Genomic DNA, 12,879 nt, shown 5'->3' with positions numbered 1-12,879 from the left:
GCAGCTTTCGACAACGCTCATTCTTCCCTCAGTTGCCCATCCGCCAGTCGAAAAGTTCTTTGCATCATAGAAGCCAACTCCACATTATGAGTCACGATCACCATCGTCAAACCAAGCTCTTCATTGAGAGAGACCAACAGTTCATGCAGCGTCCGCCCCGTTCGGCTGTCCAGGTTACCGCTGGGCTCATCCGCCAGAAAGAGGCTCGGCCGCAGAAGAAGTGCACGCGCCACGGCTACTCGCTGCTGTTCTCCTCCTGAAAGTTCCCCCACCCGATGCCGAATACGGCTGGAGAGCCCCAAACGCTCCAGCAGAGCCAGAGACTGCGACTGGATCTCTCCCCGTGGCAAGCCCGCTATCAGACCGGGCATCATCACGTTTTCCAGGGCATTGAACTCCGGCAAAAGGTAATGAAACTGGAAAACAAAGCCGATGTGCCGATTTCGGAACCGCGCCAGTTCCCGCTCGTCGGAGAGAAAGATATCCTTCCCCCCATAGAGTACTTTTCCGCTGCTGGGTTTTTCCAATGTTCCTATGATGTGGAGCAGAGTGGACTTTCCGGCTCCCGAGGCACCGACGATGGCGATGCGTTCCCCTTTGCGCAGGACAAAATCCAGGTCCCTGAAAAGCTCGATGGAATGCACACCGCTGCCGAAAACCTTCGTGAGACCCAACGTTTGCACTTCTACGGGATGGTTTAGGTTATTCATAGCGAAGGGCTTCCGAGGGTTCCAGTTTCGCAGCCTTGCGCGAGGGATAAAGTGTTGCCGTCAGACTGATGAGGATCGCAGACAATGCGATCAATCCCACGTCCGCCGCTTCCATATTCACGGGGAGAGTCGAAAGAAAATAGACGTCTCGCGGCAGTTCAACGAATTGGTACTTTTTCAACAGGGTGCAGAGGCCGAATCCCCCCAGGAGCCCCAGGATCGTTCCCGACACACCTATAAGAAACCCTTCCAGCACAAAAATCTTTCGAATGCTGGCGGTCGTGGCCCCCATGGCCTTCATGATGGCAATGTCCCGCGTCTTTTCCATCACCAGCATGATGAGGGAACTCACGATATTGAACGCAGCCACCAGAATGATCAAGGTCAGAATGATGAACATCACCACTTTTTCGAGTTTGAGCGCAGAAAAAAGGTTCTGATTCATCTGCATCCAATCACGCACCCAGAAGGATTGCTTCAAACGGGACCGCAATGCATCCGCGACCTGGCGGGCCTTGTAAATGTCCTTCACTTTGACCTCGATGCCCGTCACGGAATCCCCGGTCCCCAGGAACTGCTGAGCGATCTCCATATTGATGTAGGCAAGCGTGCTGTCATATTCGTACATGCCCGCCTGGATGATCCCCACTACCTGAAAGAGTTTGCTCTTGGGGACCTGCCCCATGGGGGTGAGCCGCCCTGAAGGGGAAATAACGGTGACCCATTCGCCCTGCCGAACCCCCAGGTTGTTGGCCAACTCGCTTCCCAGAATGATTCCGGGCTGCGCCGCACCGGAGGCATCTCCGGCGCCTTCCGAAGGCTGCGGCGGCCGCAGATCCCCCAAACTGCCCCGAATCATATTGTCTTGAATATTGATGACCCTGAAGGCTGTCTGTGGATCGATACCCCGAAGAACAGCTCCCGAAACACTCTTACCGGAACTGATCATCACCTGGGTATAAATGAAAGGAGTGGCTGCAACCACCCCGGGTTCTTGTTCGATTTCAGCATTGATGTTGCGATAATCGGATATGGCGCCATTGAAGCTTCCCACCACGATGTGGGAAGTGATTCCAAGAATGCGGGTTCGAAGGTCTTCTTGAAAACCGTTCATGACCGCCAGCACCACGATAAGGGCCGTTACTCCCACTGCAACTCCGGCAATGGAAATGAGCGTGATGAGCGAAATAAAAGTCTGACGGCGCTTTGCCAGGAGGTAGCGCAGACTGACAAAAAGTTCAAACGTCATAGGTGTATCAGATCTTCTTTTCTGGCCTCAAGTGAGGGAAAAGGATCACGTCACGGATGGACGCCGAATCGGTGAACAACATCACCACCCTGTCAATGCCGATGCCTTCACCCGCTGCCGGAGGCATTCCATATTCCAGGGCACGGATATAGTCGTCATCCATATAATGGGCTTCTTCATCGCCCGCCTGCCGCGCCTGGAGCTGGTCGGAAAAACGCGCCCTTTGATCGCGGGGATCGTTCAACTCCGAAAAAGCGTTCGCCATCTCTCGGCCTGCCATAAAGAGTTCAAAACGGTCCGTAACATTCGGGTCCGCATCGCTCTTGCGGGAGAGAGGGGAAACCTCAACGGGATAGTGAGTGATGAAGGTGGGTTGGATGAGTTTCGGCTCCACGGCCACATCAAAAATTTTGGTCAGCAGTTTTCCCTGCCCTTCGAAACGATGCACCTCGATCCCCATGGACCTGGCCACATCGAAGATCTCTTTTGGATCTTCCAGGGCGGAACGCGGAACATTCCCCAGCTCCACAACGGCATCCAGCAGACGGTACCGCTTCCAGGGAGGCGTGAAGTCGATCTCCTGGCCCTGGTATTCGATTTGAAGTTTACCGCCATTTACCGTCTCTGCAAGTGTGACGAAGAGCTCTTCCGTGAGCGCCATCAGGTCTTCGTACGTTGCATAAGCCTGATAGAACTCCACCATGGTGAATTCGGGATTGTGCTGTGTGGAAATTCCTTCGTTGCGAAAGTTCCGATTGAGTTCAAAAACACGCTCGAATCCCCCTACGAGCAACCTCTTGAGATAGAGCTCCGGAGCGATGCGCAGGTAAAGATCCATGTCCAAAGCATTGTGGTAAGTCTTGAAAGGCTTGGCGGTGGCTCCACCGGGAACAGCCTGCATCATGGGGGTTTCCACCTCGAGAAATCCTCGGTCGCTCAGGAATTGCCGGATGGTCTGAACGATTTTCGCCCGTCTTCTGAAAGTTTCCCGAACCGATTCGTTGACGATGAGATCCACATAACGCTGGCGGTACCGTGTCTCGACGTCCTTGAGGCCGTGATATTTTTCCGGAAGCGGACGCAGATTCTTGTTAAGAAGATGGAGTTCCTTGACCGCAAGGGTCAATTCATCGGTCTTGGTGCGGAAAAGAGTCCCGGAAACACGGACAATGTCACCGATATCGAGCTTTTTGGCGAAGGCATAAAGTTCTTTTCCCAAATGATTCTGCTGCAGGTAGATCTGAATCTTCCCTTCTGCGTCCAGAAGATGCATGAAGGTGGATTTTCCAAAAGATCGCACGGAAAGAATGCGCCCGGCGATGGTAAAGGAGGAAGACGGCTCGGCTTCAAGCTCTTCACTGGTCTTGTCTTTGAAAGCCTCGATGAGATCTTTAATGTGATGGGGAACATTGTATCCATTGGGGTACAGAACCACCCCACCCTTTTCCATTTCCTCCGCCTTTTGAATCCGTTCCCGCATGACCACATTGAGATCGTCCATATCCGACACTTCCCCTCTCTATAGCAATAAAATCAGAATTTCAGCATCCTCTCAAGTGGACGAAAGTTAGATGATTTGTTGCAGCACGTCAAGCGTATTCCCTCGACCTCCGGCAATTCTCACTTTGAAGGGCGAAGTCCACCGTTCATTCCTTTTTGTTCCTTTCTTTAATGATGCCCAATGCGCTGAATGCCACGATCAGCGCACTGATGACCACAAGAACCCAATCCCCTTTCTGATAAAGCATCTTCATTCCATAAAGAAGGAGGATACATCCTGCCGCCAGACTGGCCCATCGAGTAGTGGGATTCATAACTTCTATCCGTCCTTTCTTAGAACTGGAGGGTTTTCGCCTCTGCACCTAAAAACTTTTGATTTTTTATAGATGTTTTCCGGAAGAAGGCAAAACAAAAAACGAGAGGCAGCCAATTTCACGAGAAGAGTATTGACAAAAGGATGGGAAAACGACTATCTAACATGCGAGCGGCATGCGGTCATGTTGCTCGCCGTCCACCGAAAAATGCGCCTGTAGCTCAGCTGGATAGAGCAACGGACTTCTAATCCGTAGGTCAGGGGTTCGAATCCCTTCAGGCGTGCCAGGGAATTCAAGGGGTTACAGGTTATACCTGTTTCCCCTTTTTTCGTTGCGTACACATTGCCTACATTCAATGCAGTTTTCCTCATCATTGCGTACATCCGTTTCCGGCAAGAGGTGTTTTTTCGTTTTCTTTGCGCAGAGCAGTGATCGAGACAGGAATTCCATACTCCGCCCCGCAGGGCGTTGATATCCTGGAAGTTTCCGAAAAATTCAAAGGGAGCGAAGAAAATGACCGAGAAATGCCCTTCGCCCCCTTGTCCTTGGAGGATGATCGGCCTGACGTGTCATGCCTTCCGTAGATTCAAGCACCCATTGAGGCAAATTCGAAGAGCTTCGCGGCAAAGGTATCGATCAGCTGACGGCCAACCAGTCTTTCTTTCCACTCAGAAGGTATTCCCTGCTCGCCGTAAAAGGCCCCTCCCAGTTGTCCAAAGACTGCTCCGGTGGTATCGGCATCGTCTCCAAGGTTGACCGCCATGAGACATCCCTCTTTGAAGGAATCGCTCCGATGGAAGGCCCAGAGTGCAGCTTCCAGGGACTGAACAACGTAGCCGGTCCCTTTGATCTCGGGAGGGTTCTTCAATTTAAAAGAGCCTCGTGCGATGGCATCGATTTCGGAGACCAGGGGGTGCCCGTCCCAGTACCCTGGCGCAGGGCTGTAGCGAGATGAAAGCAACTCTTCCTTCGTCGCTCCGTTCAGTGCTCCAACGATGAGCGCACCCAGATAGCGGCAGGCATCCACAGCCGTTGCCGCGCCGTGCGTCGTCTTAGAGCTCTCACCGGACTTCTCGATGGCCTCTTCGGGGTTGCATGCGTAGAAGAGGGGCACAGGTGCAAGACGCATGATGGAGCCGTTCCCAGCCGATCTGGGGTGGGTTGATCCGCAATAAGGTTCACCCATCCTTTCAAACTTCAAGAGAGCATCTCTCACCGTGTTCCCAATGTCGAAGCATCGTCCATTGCTGCTGAGATGCCCTTCCCTGTACCAGCGAAGATACCGTTCCATCTGATCCGCCGGATCGAAACTCCGCCGTTCAATGAGACTCTCGGCCAGACAAAGAGCCATCGAAGTATCGTCCGTCCATTCCCCCGGCTTCAGCCTGAAGGGGCCTTCCCCCACCATGTCCGTCAGAGGAGTGAAGGAACCCGGCGCCCGGAACTCCAGAGTCGTTCCCAAGGCATCCCCGACAGCCAATCCCATCAAGCACCCTCTATATCTCTCCAGTTTGTTCATGATTTCTCCTTTGCTATGAAAAGTTATACACTACAGGTCGAGAACTTCTTCCACCGACCGACCGGATTCCATGCGTGCGAAAAGGACGAAGGCTGTCTTTCGGTCAAACACTCCCAGATAAACCAAAGCTTCATCCTCCCTGTTTCTGATCACAAAGATCATCAGTTTTTCATTGACCTCCCGACCCAAGACAACCCAACGACTCGTCTGCAAGAAATGCTCGTACTCGGGGCCTATCGCAGCATGCACTGCTTCCAGGAGCTCCGCACTGATCTTTTGAATGAGAAAGAGGGCCGGCTTTTTCTTCTTCCTTTTGATTAGACAGGTTTGGGGTCCATAAGAAATTTCACCGCCGTATCGGTCGAGAAGATCCAGCAACCAGACGGCGTCTCCCTGGACGGGGGCGAGTGAAATTGGATCAAACGGATAGCCCTCTCCAAAATCATGGATCTCGAAATACGATTCATTGCTGGTGGGGTTTTCAAACATCTTTCGGATAAGGGTGATCGCTTTCTTTGGGACCTTGGGGTACCCCGCCTTGCGAATCGAATCCACTCGATCCCAGTCGATATTCACATTCTGATGCATCTTTGGAAATGGAATGACTTCGCTCATGATTTCCTCCCAGCATGACGACAACCGCTACGCATTTTTCACACGGACTCCGGAGCGATTCCTGTTCTTGGGTCGAGATTGTTCCTGCCAGTTCAAGAGCGCCCTCCAACACTGGAAATAAGCATTCTGCCGCTCATGATCCTTCTTCGAGAGAGAGCCTTTGAAGTTCTCATAGTCGAGAAGCATTGCCTCATCCGCGAGGTATCCGGCCCAATCCGACTGTTTGAGCACCGCCCTGAAGGCATAATCGGTTCCAGCATCGGTCTGGATACACAGCGTAAGATTTAGTTTTTTCCCGAGCCCGAGCAGATCCGACTTCTGCCTTGCCCGAACCATCACCTCATCGGCTTTGCACTCTTTCTTGACAACGCTGAAAAAACCATCCCGTGTGAAGACCCACATAATGGCACTCCTTTCCTTTCTGCCAATCGGCAGTCACTAAGTTTAAAGTTATCTGTGGTGGATGATTCTAAAAAAGAACTTACATGGCGGGGTGAAACGAGGCCGGACTGGCATGGAAGTCTACATGACGACCACAGCATCAAAAAAACGGCTCTCAAAATACTAATACGTCGAAAGTTTCGGTAAAAACCGTAGCCCAAAATCGGCAATTTATATTAATATTGTGTAAAATAAAATAATTATAGACAATTTGATTGAAAATATTTTCATTCGTTTTCATTTTTTTCGACCATTTTCAGAACCCACTGATTTGACATTATTTTCCACCATGCATGTCCAGCCGACCTTTTCGATGGATGGCCCAAGGAGAGCTTTGCTTGGCTGCCATTCAAGCAACCGCCAGCCACAGAGTCTTTCAGATTGGCGGACAAAAAGATCAAGCTGTCAACCACTGGCAAAGTGAAAAATGATTTTGGACATGTAGGTTGATGTCGGTAACCAATGTCTTTCAGACACTGCCCCATTGCTCAGGGCAATCGCATGAAATTCTTACGACGTGAGCAAATGCATCAGGTAGTCATTGTCCCAGCCAGCCCGCTTCCTGCTGGCCTTGACGCCGGTTTTTCGCGGAAGATCCTGATGGTAATAATTTTCGTCAAATTGTGACGGGTTTTCAGCAAGGTTCGAGGATCCGGAACCGACGAAAAATGCTCCACGATCGAAGTGCCATGGACTTTTCCATGTGCTCCCTTCCTTGGTATGAAATTCGCCCGGGAAATGCTACACATTTTGGCTCTCATGTCCAGAACAATTACGTGCGATTGGCCCTGAGGTATACCTCCAGGCGACAAGGCTCGACTCTCTCTTCAATGGTCTGAAGGCACAAGGGATCACGCAGAAGGCATTTGCCGAGAGCATTGGGATGAATCCGCGCCATCTGTCATCGATCAAATCAAGTGAGTTGAGCAACCGGTTCGACAATGGGCTGGGGGCTACCAAACTGGCCTGTCTGTGGGTCCTTGAGCATTTCAGGAAAATGGAGTAACCTCCATCTGGGTTGGACGTGCAGTCTCAGGAGGAAAAATGGTGGAATGTCGGAAGTGCAAAGGAAAGGGAACTATCCCCTGTGAAGATTGCGGCGGAATCGGTACTGTCCATCTCCCGGCGAGATCACTCGGGGAATGGCAGACCTATCCGCTTCCGCAGGCGTGTAAGCGGTGCGAAGGAGACGGGAAGATCGATTGCCCGGAGTGCAGTGGAAGCGGCACCACATAATGCGCTCTGTGGCACTGATCGGAGGTGTCATTCTATTCGGGTAACGGAGGACGGGGTTCATTGATCGATGGCCGGAACATGCAAATTTTGCAGGATCATTGCAGGAGAACTGGAGAGTCACAGGATCTTTGAGGATGACATATCCCTTGTCTTTCTGGATCATCGGCCGCTATTCCCCGGACACTGCCTCCTGATTCCAAAACACCACTATTCAACCATGCTCGATCTACCCGAGGAGATCATCGGTCCGCTGTTCTCCAATGCCAAACTGATGGCGAGAGCCGTTGAAGCAGGACTCTCGGCTGAAGGCTCCTTCGTTGCAGTCAATAACCGGATCAGCCAGAGCGTGCCCCATCTGCACATCCATATCGTCCCCAGGCGGAAGAAAGATGGACTGAAAGGATTCTTCTGGCCTCGCAATCCGTACAGGGATGAAGCCCACATCACAGAGGTCCAGGATGCTCTTCGTAGAACTGTGGAGCAGATTCGCTCAACACCAAGCCCCTGACTGGTGCTATCGTCATGACCTACATTCCCAAAGATGCGAAATGGCGCATCGCCGAGATCGTCGTGGAACACAGGATCGAAGCCGAGCCCCGCAATGTGGTCCACATCGACTTCATCCCCGTTCGGGCTGATTCTCCTGAGGACGCATTCAAGGGCGACGTGCATCCTGGAATTCCTGCAGCTTTGGCATCCACTTGGGATGCTCTATGGAGGTCCAAAGGATAGAATGACATCTCTACGCTGCATAACTTGCCTCAATCTTTTGGAAATTCAATACAGTCAGCGGGAACGCTTTCTACCAGCCAAACGCCATTGTCAGATCTGTAGAAGCTGAAACCATCCTTCTGCATACGGCCGGAATAGATGATCAGGATCACAGGCTTTCCGTGGCGGATTCCAACATTCGTCTTTTCCACAGACGAACATTGCGGACAGGGAAAAAGGCTCCTGTCCGTATCAAGCCGGATTGAATTTTCAAGTCTTTTTTGGGAAAGACTATTGTGCCCACTATAATCTCGCATACTTTCGTTGCCATTGCCGCCGCAAAGGCATTTGCACCTGCAGATGTTCCTCGCGGTTTTTACCTGGCATCGGTTGTCTGCTCGATTCTTCCCGATGCCGATGTCTTGGCCTTCCGCTTCGGTATTCCTTACCATCACCTCTTTGGACACAGAGGTTTTTTCCATTCGCTCACCTTTGCAGTGATCTTGAGCGGACTTGTTACGTTTGCATTGCTCCGGGATGCGGAGATTCTACCGAAGCGCTCGCTCTTCTATTTCCTGTTCTTTTTCCTTGTGACTGCAAGCCACGGGATATTGGATGCTTTGACTGATGGAGGCCTTGGGATCGCACTTTTTGCTCCCTTCGATAGCGAGAGGTACTTCTTCCCATGGACTCCGATCAAGGTTTCTCCCATCGGTCTCAAAGCATTCTTTAGTCATTGGGGTTACATGGTCCTGAAAAGTGAGCTTCTGTGGGTCTGGCTTCCATCGACCCTGCTCATGGTGCTCGCACTGTTCATTCGGGCTGCATTGCGAAGGCTCTGAAGATGATTAAGCGCCAGTCGCCGCACGGACATCCCTGCTTTCTATTCGAAGTGGTTCATGAACCTCATTCGAGCAGGCTACTGCCTTGTGCCCAACCCGTTCACTCCCAAACAGATCTCACGGGTATCGCTCGAGCCTGCGGATGTGGATGTAATCGTTTTCTGGACAGTAATCCACCGCCCGAAGCGCATGGATCTTAATGCTGGTCTTCGTAATTACGCAGCCATTTACCCATACGTTTTCGTAGGAGCGACATCCTGCCGCGACAAGGTGTGCGGTTGTCGGTTCTTATCACGGCTGGAAACCGTTCCTACAAAGAAATGGCCACATATTTACAGTTTTCGGTCCTTAGTCGTATCGAAAAGAGGAACCGAGCTGTCTTCACCGCCGATCGGCATGGGGATCTCCGTACAGCCGAGGATGATCCCTTGCGCTCCACGTACGATCAATTCATCGATGACATCCCATTCTTCGAAGTCGGCTTGACCACCCCCTTGTAATGTCGGCTGTTGTTTTTGGACCTCTCGCCCTGCGGGGACGACCGACAGGCAGGATACGATTCCTGTTCTTTGGCTTTCCCCCGTTGCGCATAAACTGTTTTCAAAGGGTTTTGTAGAATTTTTTTTACCCTCGAGCATTCCATGGAAGAGGCTTCCTGCTCCAGGGTTAATTACTTGTAATAATGGAATAAAAAGTTGAGAATTCCCTTCTCGAAATGCCTTCTCAGGAATTGACTATTCGGTAAAATGATCTTAACTTCTACTCATAAATGATTTATACTTTTTGTTTACTCTGTCAATAAGGTTCAGCAGAATCACTCATACCAGGCAGAGCAAGGTGGGGGAACAAGGTCAACAGATGCAATGCAATATGGTGGGGTTTGGTTGGCAACTTCATCTCCCTTACCAAAGGAGAGGAAAAATGAAAACCTATTCGTCTGAAACGTGTCTTCCCTTTAAATATTATTTCAACGGGGATGAGAGGCAACGAGATTACAGAAAATTTATGGGGGAGGAGGTTTCAGAGGACGAATTCAAGGAGCCTGATCTTTCGCTCGTGGATTCCATTGATGAGGAGGATCTGCAAGCGGAGTATGATGAAGAATTTGAAAGAAAGATAATATCCGAAGAGGAGGAAGAGGAGGAGGAAGAATCGCTGGCGGCTTCTACAGCGGATACTTTCGAAGAGGATCATGTAACATATTATCTCAAGGAAGTAGCAAGCTACCCGCTTTTGACTCAAGAACGTGAAATAGAATTGGCTCAAACGATTCGAAATGGGCAGGAACGCCTGGTTCAACTGGTACTGGAAAATTCTTCTCAAGATAAGCTGATTCGGGATTTACATCAAAAGGTCGATAAGCTCCTGGGGCATGAGAAGAGCTTTCCCGGCGTGCGCGACAAAATACTCAAAGTGATCCTGCGAACGTTGGAACGTGGAGTTCGTGACAACCCTGAAAATCCAATCTTCTCTCAAATGCTGAGCGAGATCAGGGCCATCATGAAGAGCATCGATTTGTCCAAACAGGAGATGGTCAAAGCCAATTTGCGATTGGTGTTGAGCATTGCAAAGCGTTACCGTGGGCGAGGGATGAGTTTCGACGATCTCATTCAGGAAGGAAATCTCGGGCTTCTCAAGGCGGTAGGACGTTTTGACCATACCAAGGGAAATCGTTTCAGTACTTATGCCACGTGGTGGGTGCGGCAGAGTATCATCCGGGGAATTTACGACAAAACGCGCACCATCCGTTTGCCCGTTCATTTCATTGAGATGAAAAACCTCTTCTTTAAGGTCTTCTATGAACTTTTGAAGGAATACGGGCGGGAACCGACGCCACAGGAAATTGCAGAGCGTGCCGATTTGCCGCTGGAGAAGGTTCAAATGGTTTTGACTCTTGCAGCTCAGCCGATTTCCCTTGAAACTCCCATTGGAGAAGACGAACAGAGGTTGGGAGATTTCATTGAAGATGAAAGGGCGGTATCCCCTGTAGATGAGTGTTCAGATAAAGAACTTGCCGAGGTGACGCGCGTCCTCTTGTCCAGCCTGCAGCCGAGGGAAGAAAAAATCTTGAGGCTCCGCTTTGGAATCGATGGGCAACCCGCTGAAACTCTGGAGAAAATTGGTCAAAGCTTTAAGGTTTCCAAAGAGCGTATTCGTCAGATTGAAAAGAAAGCGTTGAGAAAGCTCCGCAATCCCAACAGGCAGGCCTCGTTGAAGAATTTTCTGGAATAAGGGAGTAAAGTTAACTTCTTGCGGTGGGTAAAGTCTTTTCTTTGCCCACCGCAATTCTTTTCCTTAAAAATATCTCTCTACTCCTAAACAAAATAAGCGATTACCGGAATGATCCTCTTCCTGAAGATTCTCTTTCTGATCTGGTCCATCAATTTGGCCCCCCCGCTTCTTGCCCACTTCCTTCATGACAAGTGGAATGCTCCGCTGGACCGTGGGCGCACTTTTGGGGATGGTAAGCCCATCCTGGGACCCCATAAGACGATCAGAGGTGTTTATTCCGCAACACTGATGGGCTGGATGGTAGGCTTGATCTTTGGGTTCCCCTGGTATATTGGATTCCTGGCCGGGATACTCAGTATGGGAGGAGACCTCCTTTCGAGCTTTATCAAGAGGCGCCTTGGAATGGCGAGTGGGAGTATTTTCGCCGGATTGGATCAGGTATTCGAAGGAGTTTTCCCCTTTTTTGTCATTACCCCTTATTTTGACCTGAGCGCATGGGAAACTCTTCTGCTTCTCGCCTTTTTTTGTGTGGGCGCTTATGTTGGGTCATTGTTTTTTAAAGCGGTTTTATTGGACAAACCTTTTCCGAATTATCCCAGACCCGTGAATTCCTGGGTCCGTCTGCGAGAGTTCCGTTCTTGCCAGATTACTTCCAATCCCTTGCATCATTTCGTTAATTTCGAAGATTCCCTTTATTATCATATTCTCATGAAAACGGCTTTCAAAGCGTTGGGGATTTATGAAAAGGGCAAGCGCAATGCTCTGCAGATCAGAAAGCATGAGGTGACTTTCTCTTTTCCGGAGCTTCCGCCTTCTTTCGACGATTATAAGATCCTCTTTTTTTCCGATCTTCACCTGGACGGTCTGGAAGGTTTGACGGAAAACCTGCAGGTCGTGCTGCGAGAAGTGAACGCCGATCTCTGCATCCTGGGTGGGGACTTCCGGATGGAAACCCATGGTCCTTTTGCAGAAGCTTTGTCGCACCTTCGCCGGGTAATTCCCGAGATTCGAAGCAGGGATGGGATCCTGGGCGTTCTGGGCAATCATGACTGTGTTGAAATTGTCGGCCCCCTCCAAAAATGTGGAGTCTGTTTTCTGGTAAATGACGCCTTACCTATTGAACGAAACGGAGATCGCATCTGGATCGCGGGAGTGGACGATCCCCACTATTACAAGTGTCATGATCTGGCGCAGGCATTCGAAGATGTTCCTCGCGGGGAATTTTGCATCTTTGTGGCGCATTCCAACGAGGTCTACAAGGAAGCGGAGGCGTACGGGCCCAAACTGTATCTGTGTGGACACACGCACGCCGGCCAGATAAAGCTTCCTTATGTGGGGCCTGTTTTCACTCACAGCAGTGCGCCGCGGCGGTTCTGTGAGGGGAGCTGGAAATACGGGAACATGGCGGGTTATACCAGTTGCGGGGTCGGTGTTTCAGGGGTTCCGGTCCGTTTTGCCTGCAGCGGTGAAGTGCTGGTGATTCGATTGAAAAGAAGCGCGGCGTGACGGG

General features: G+C 50.7%; 14 protein-coding genes, 1 tRNA gene and 2 pseudogenes. 8 read left to right on the top strand and 9 right to left on the bottom strand.

From position 1 onward, the window contains the following. Positions 1 to 17: 17 nt before the first annotated feature. From QMG16_RS16725 to QMG16_RS16710, 4 genes are all read right to left on the bottom strand, one after another. On the bottom strand, positions 18 to 710 hold the full coding sequence (locus QMG16_RS16725) for an ABC transporter ATP-binding protein (protein WP_281796079.1): 693 nt from the start codon (positions 708 to 710) through the stop codon (positions 18 to 20). Beyond that, the gene (locus QMG16_RS16720; protein WP_281796076.1) at positions 703 to 1,959 is read right to left on the bottom strand and encodes a lipoprotein-releasing ABC transporter permease subunit; all 1,257 of its coding nucleotides are present in this window, start codon (positions 1,957 to 1,959) and stop codon (positions 703 to 705) included. Before QMG16_RS16720 ends, QMG16_RS16725 begins: the two co-directional genes overlap by 8 nt. A gap of 7 nt (positions 1,960 to 1,966) precedes the next feature. Then, the gene (lysS, locus tag QMG16_RS16715) at positions 1,967 to 3,460 is read right to left on the bottom strand and encodes a lysine--tRNA ligase (protein ID WP_281796075.1); all 1,494 of its coding nucleotides are present in this window, start codon (positions 3,458 to 3,460) and stop codon (positions 1,967 to 1,969) included. 145 nt (positions 3,461 to 3,605) lie between these two features. Next, positions 3,606 to 3,773, bottom strand: a complete 168-nt coding sequence (locus tag QMG16_RS16710; protein ID WP_281796074.1) for a hypothetical protein — start codon at positions 3,771 to 3,773, stop codon at positions 3,606 to 3,608. 209 nt (positions 3,774 to 3,982) lie between these two features. Between QMG16_RS16710 and QMG16_RS16705 the strand changes: the two genes are divergently transcribed. Then, positions 3,983 to 4,059, top strand: a tRNA-Arg gene (locus QMG16_RS16705). Between the two features lie 300 nt (positions 4,060 to 4,359). Here the strand turns inward: QMG16_RS16705 and QMG16_RS16700 are convergent. From QMG16_RS16700 to QMG16_RS16690, 3 genes are read right to left on the bottom strand one after another with little or no spacing between them, the layout of a single operon-like run. Then, positions 4,360 to 5,292, bottom strand: coding sequence for an ADP-ribosylglycohydrolase family protein (locus QMG16_RS16700; RefSeq protein WP_281796072.1), 933 nt, complete (start codon positions 5,290 to 5,292; stop codon positions 4,360 to 4,362). Between the two features lie 30 nt (positions 5,293 to 5,322). Next, complete coding sequence (locus tag QMG16_RS16695) at positions 5,323 to 5,907, bottom strand: hypothetical protein (RefSeq protein ID WP_281796070.1); 585 nt, start codon at positions 5,905 to 5,907, stop codon at positions 5,323 to 5,325. Between the two features lie 27 nt (positions 5,908 to 5,934). Next, the gene (locus tag QMG16_RS16690) at positions 5,935 to 6,309 is read right to left on the bottom strand and encodes a hypothetical protein (RefSeq protein ID WP_281796068.1); all 375 of its coding nucleotides are present in this window, start codon (positions 6,307 to 6,309) and stop codon (positions 5,935 to 5,937) included. 1,083 nt (positions 6,310 to 7,392) lie between these two features. On the opposite strand from QMG16_RS16690, the gene QMG16_RS16685 reads away from it, so the two are divergent. The 3 genes from QMG16_RS16685 to QMG16_RS16675 all read left to right on the top strand — a co-directional run bounded on the left by QMG16_RS16685 (position 7,393) and on the right by QMG16_RS16675 (position 8,316). Continuing rightward, entirely contained in the window at positions 7,393 to 7,584 is a 192-nt protein-coding gene (locus QMG16_RS16685; RefSeq protein WP_281796066.1) for a hypothetical protein, read from the top strand. 67 nt (positions 7,585 to 7,651) lie between these two features. Continuing rightward, positions 7,652 to 8,092, top strand: coding sequence for an HIT family protein (locus tag QMG16_RS16680; RefSeq protein ID WP_281796063.1), 441 nt, complete (start codon positions 7,652 to 7,654; stop codon positions 8,090 to 8,092). Positions 8,093 to 8,106: 14 nt separating this feature from the next. Next, on the top strand, positions 8,107 to 8,316 hold the full coding sequence (locus QMG16_RS16675) for a hypothetical protein (protein ID WP_281796061.1): 210 nt from the start codon (positions 8,107 to 8,109) through the stop codon (positions 8,314 to 8,316). A 29-nt stretch (positions 8,317 to 8,345) separates the two neighbouring features. On the opposite strand, the gene QMG16_RS19695 is transcribed toward QMG16_RS16675, so the two are convergent. Continuing rightward, positions 8,346 to 8,612: an RNA 2'-phosphotransferase gene (locus tag QMG16_RS19695; protein WP_373878686.1), complete on the bottom strand. Its 267-nt coding sequence runs from the start codon at positions 8,610 to 8,612 to the stop codon at positions 8,346 to 8,348. Between QMG16_RS19695 and QMG16_RS16670 the strand changes: the two genes are divergently transcribed. Both QMG16_RS16670 and QMG16_RS19690 read left to right on the top strand, forming a co-directional pair. Further along, positions 8,592 to 9,137 (top strand): metal-dependent hydrolase, encoded by a 546-nt coding sequence (locus QMG16_RS16670; protein WP_281796059.1) that lies wholly within the window; start codon positions 8,592 to 8,594, stop codon positions 9,135 to 9,137. The genes QMG16_RS19695 and QMG16_RS16670 overlap by 21 nt on opposite strands. 57 nt (positions 9,138 to 9,194) lie before the next feature. Beyond that, positions 9,195 to 9,305, top strand: a pseudogene (locus QMG16_RS19690) (DUF1848 family protein); the annotation flags it as partial. A 164-nt stretch (positions 9,306 to 9,469) separates the two neighbouring features. On the opposite strand, the pseudogene QMG16_RS19685 reads toward QMG16_RS19690, so the two are convergent. Next, a pseudogene (locus QMG16_RS19685) lies at positions 9,470 to 9,598 on the bottom strand (aspartate racemase); the annotation flags it as partial. Positions 9,599 to 10,058: 460 nt separating this feature from the next. On the opposite strand from QMG16_RS19685, the gene QMG16_RS16660 reads away from it, so the two are divergent. Next, complete coding sequence (locus QMG16_RS16660) at positions 10,059 to 11,369, top strand: sigma-70 family RNA polymerase sigma factor (protein ID WP_281796056.1); 1,311 nt, start codon at positions 10,059 to 10,061, stop codon at positions 11,367 to 11,369. Positions 11,370 to 11,477: 108 nt separating this feature from the next. Further along, positions 11,478 to 12,875 carry a CDP-archaeol synthase gene (locus QMG16_RS16655; RefSeq protein ID WP_281796055.1) on the top strand — a complete coding sequence of 466 codons (1,398 nt, stop codon included), beginning with the start codon at positions 11,478 to 11,480 and terminating at the stop codon, positions 12,873 to 12,875. Positions 12,876 to 12,879: the final 4 nt, after the last annotated feature.

Origin of the sequence: Desulforhabdus amnigena (assembly GCF_027925305.1) — a bacterium.
Taxonomy (GTDB): Bacteria; Desulfobacterota; Syntrophobacteria; order Syntrophobacterales; family Syntrophobacteraceae; genus Desulforhabdus; species Desulforhabdus amnigena.
The sequence above is the reverse complement of the archived record's forward strand: the minus strand, read 5'-3'. Positions and strand labels throughout refer to the sequence as shown.

Excerpts from the sequence above, each read along its gene's own strand:
- QMG16_RS16680 (WP_281796063.1), top strand. The coding sequence starts at position 7,652 with ATGGCCGGAACATGCAAATTTTGCAGGATCATTGCAGGAGAACTGGAG.
- QMG16_RS16695 (WP_281796070.1), bottom strand. The coding sequence starts at position 5,907 with ATGAGCGAAGTCATTCCATTTCCAAAGATGCATCAGAATGTGAATATC.
- QMG16_RS16720 (WP_281796076.1), bottom strand. The coding sequence starts at position 1,959 with ATGACGTTTGAACTTTTTGTCAGTCTGCGCTACCTCCTGGCAAAGCGC.
- QMG16_RS16700 (WP_281796072.1), bottom strand. The coding sequence starts at position 5,292 with ATGAACAAACTGGAGAGATATAGAGGGTGCTTGATGGGATTGGCTGTC.
- QMG16_RS16675 (WP_281796061.1), top strand. The coding sequence starts at position 8,107 with ATGACCTACATTCCCAAAGATGCGAAATGGCGCATCGCCGAGATCGTC.
- QMG16_RS16725 (WP_281796079.1), bottom strand. The coding sequence starts at position 710 with ATGAATAACCTAAACCATCCCGTAGAAGTGCAAACGTTGGGTCTCACG.
- lysS (WP_281796075.1), bottom strand. The coding sequence starts at position 3,460 with ATGGACGATCTCAATGTGGTCATGCGGGAACGGATTCAAAAGGCGGAG.
- QMG16_RS19695 (WP_373878686.1), bottom strand. The coding sequence starts at position 8,612 with ATGCGAGATTATAGTGGGCACAATAGTCTTTCCCAAAAAAGACTTGAA.
- QMG16_RS16660 (WP_281796056.1), top strand. The coding sequence starts at position 10,059 with ATGAAAACCTATTCGTCTGAAACGTGTCTTCCCTTTAAATATTATTTC.
- QMG16_RS16710 (WP_281796074.1), bottom strand. The coding sequence starts at position 3,773 with ATGAATCCCACTACTCGATGGGCCAGTCTGGCGGCAGGATGTATCCTC.
- QMG16_RS16655 (WP_281796055.1), top strand. The coding sequence starts at position 11,478 with ATGATCCTCTTCCTGAAGATTCTCTTTCTGATCTGGTCCATCAATTTG.
- QMG16_RS16685 (WP_281796066.1), top strand. The coding sequence starts at position 7,393 with ATGGTGGAATGTCGGAAGTGCAAAGGAAAGGGAACTATCCCCTGTGAA.
- QMG16_RS16690 (WP_281796068.1), bottom strand. The coding sequence starts at position 6,309 with ATGTGGGTCTTCACACGGGATGGTTTTTTCAGCGTTGTCAAGAAAGAG.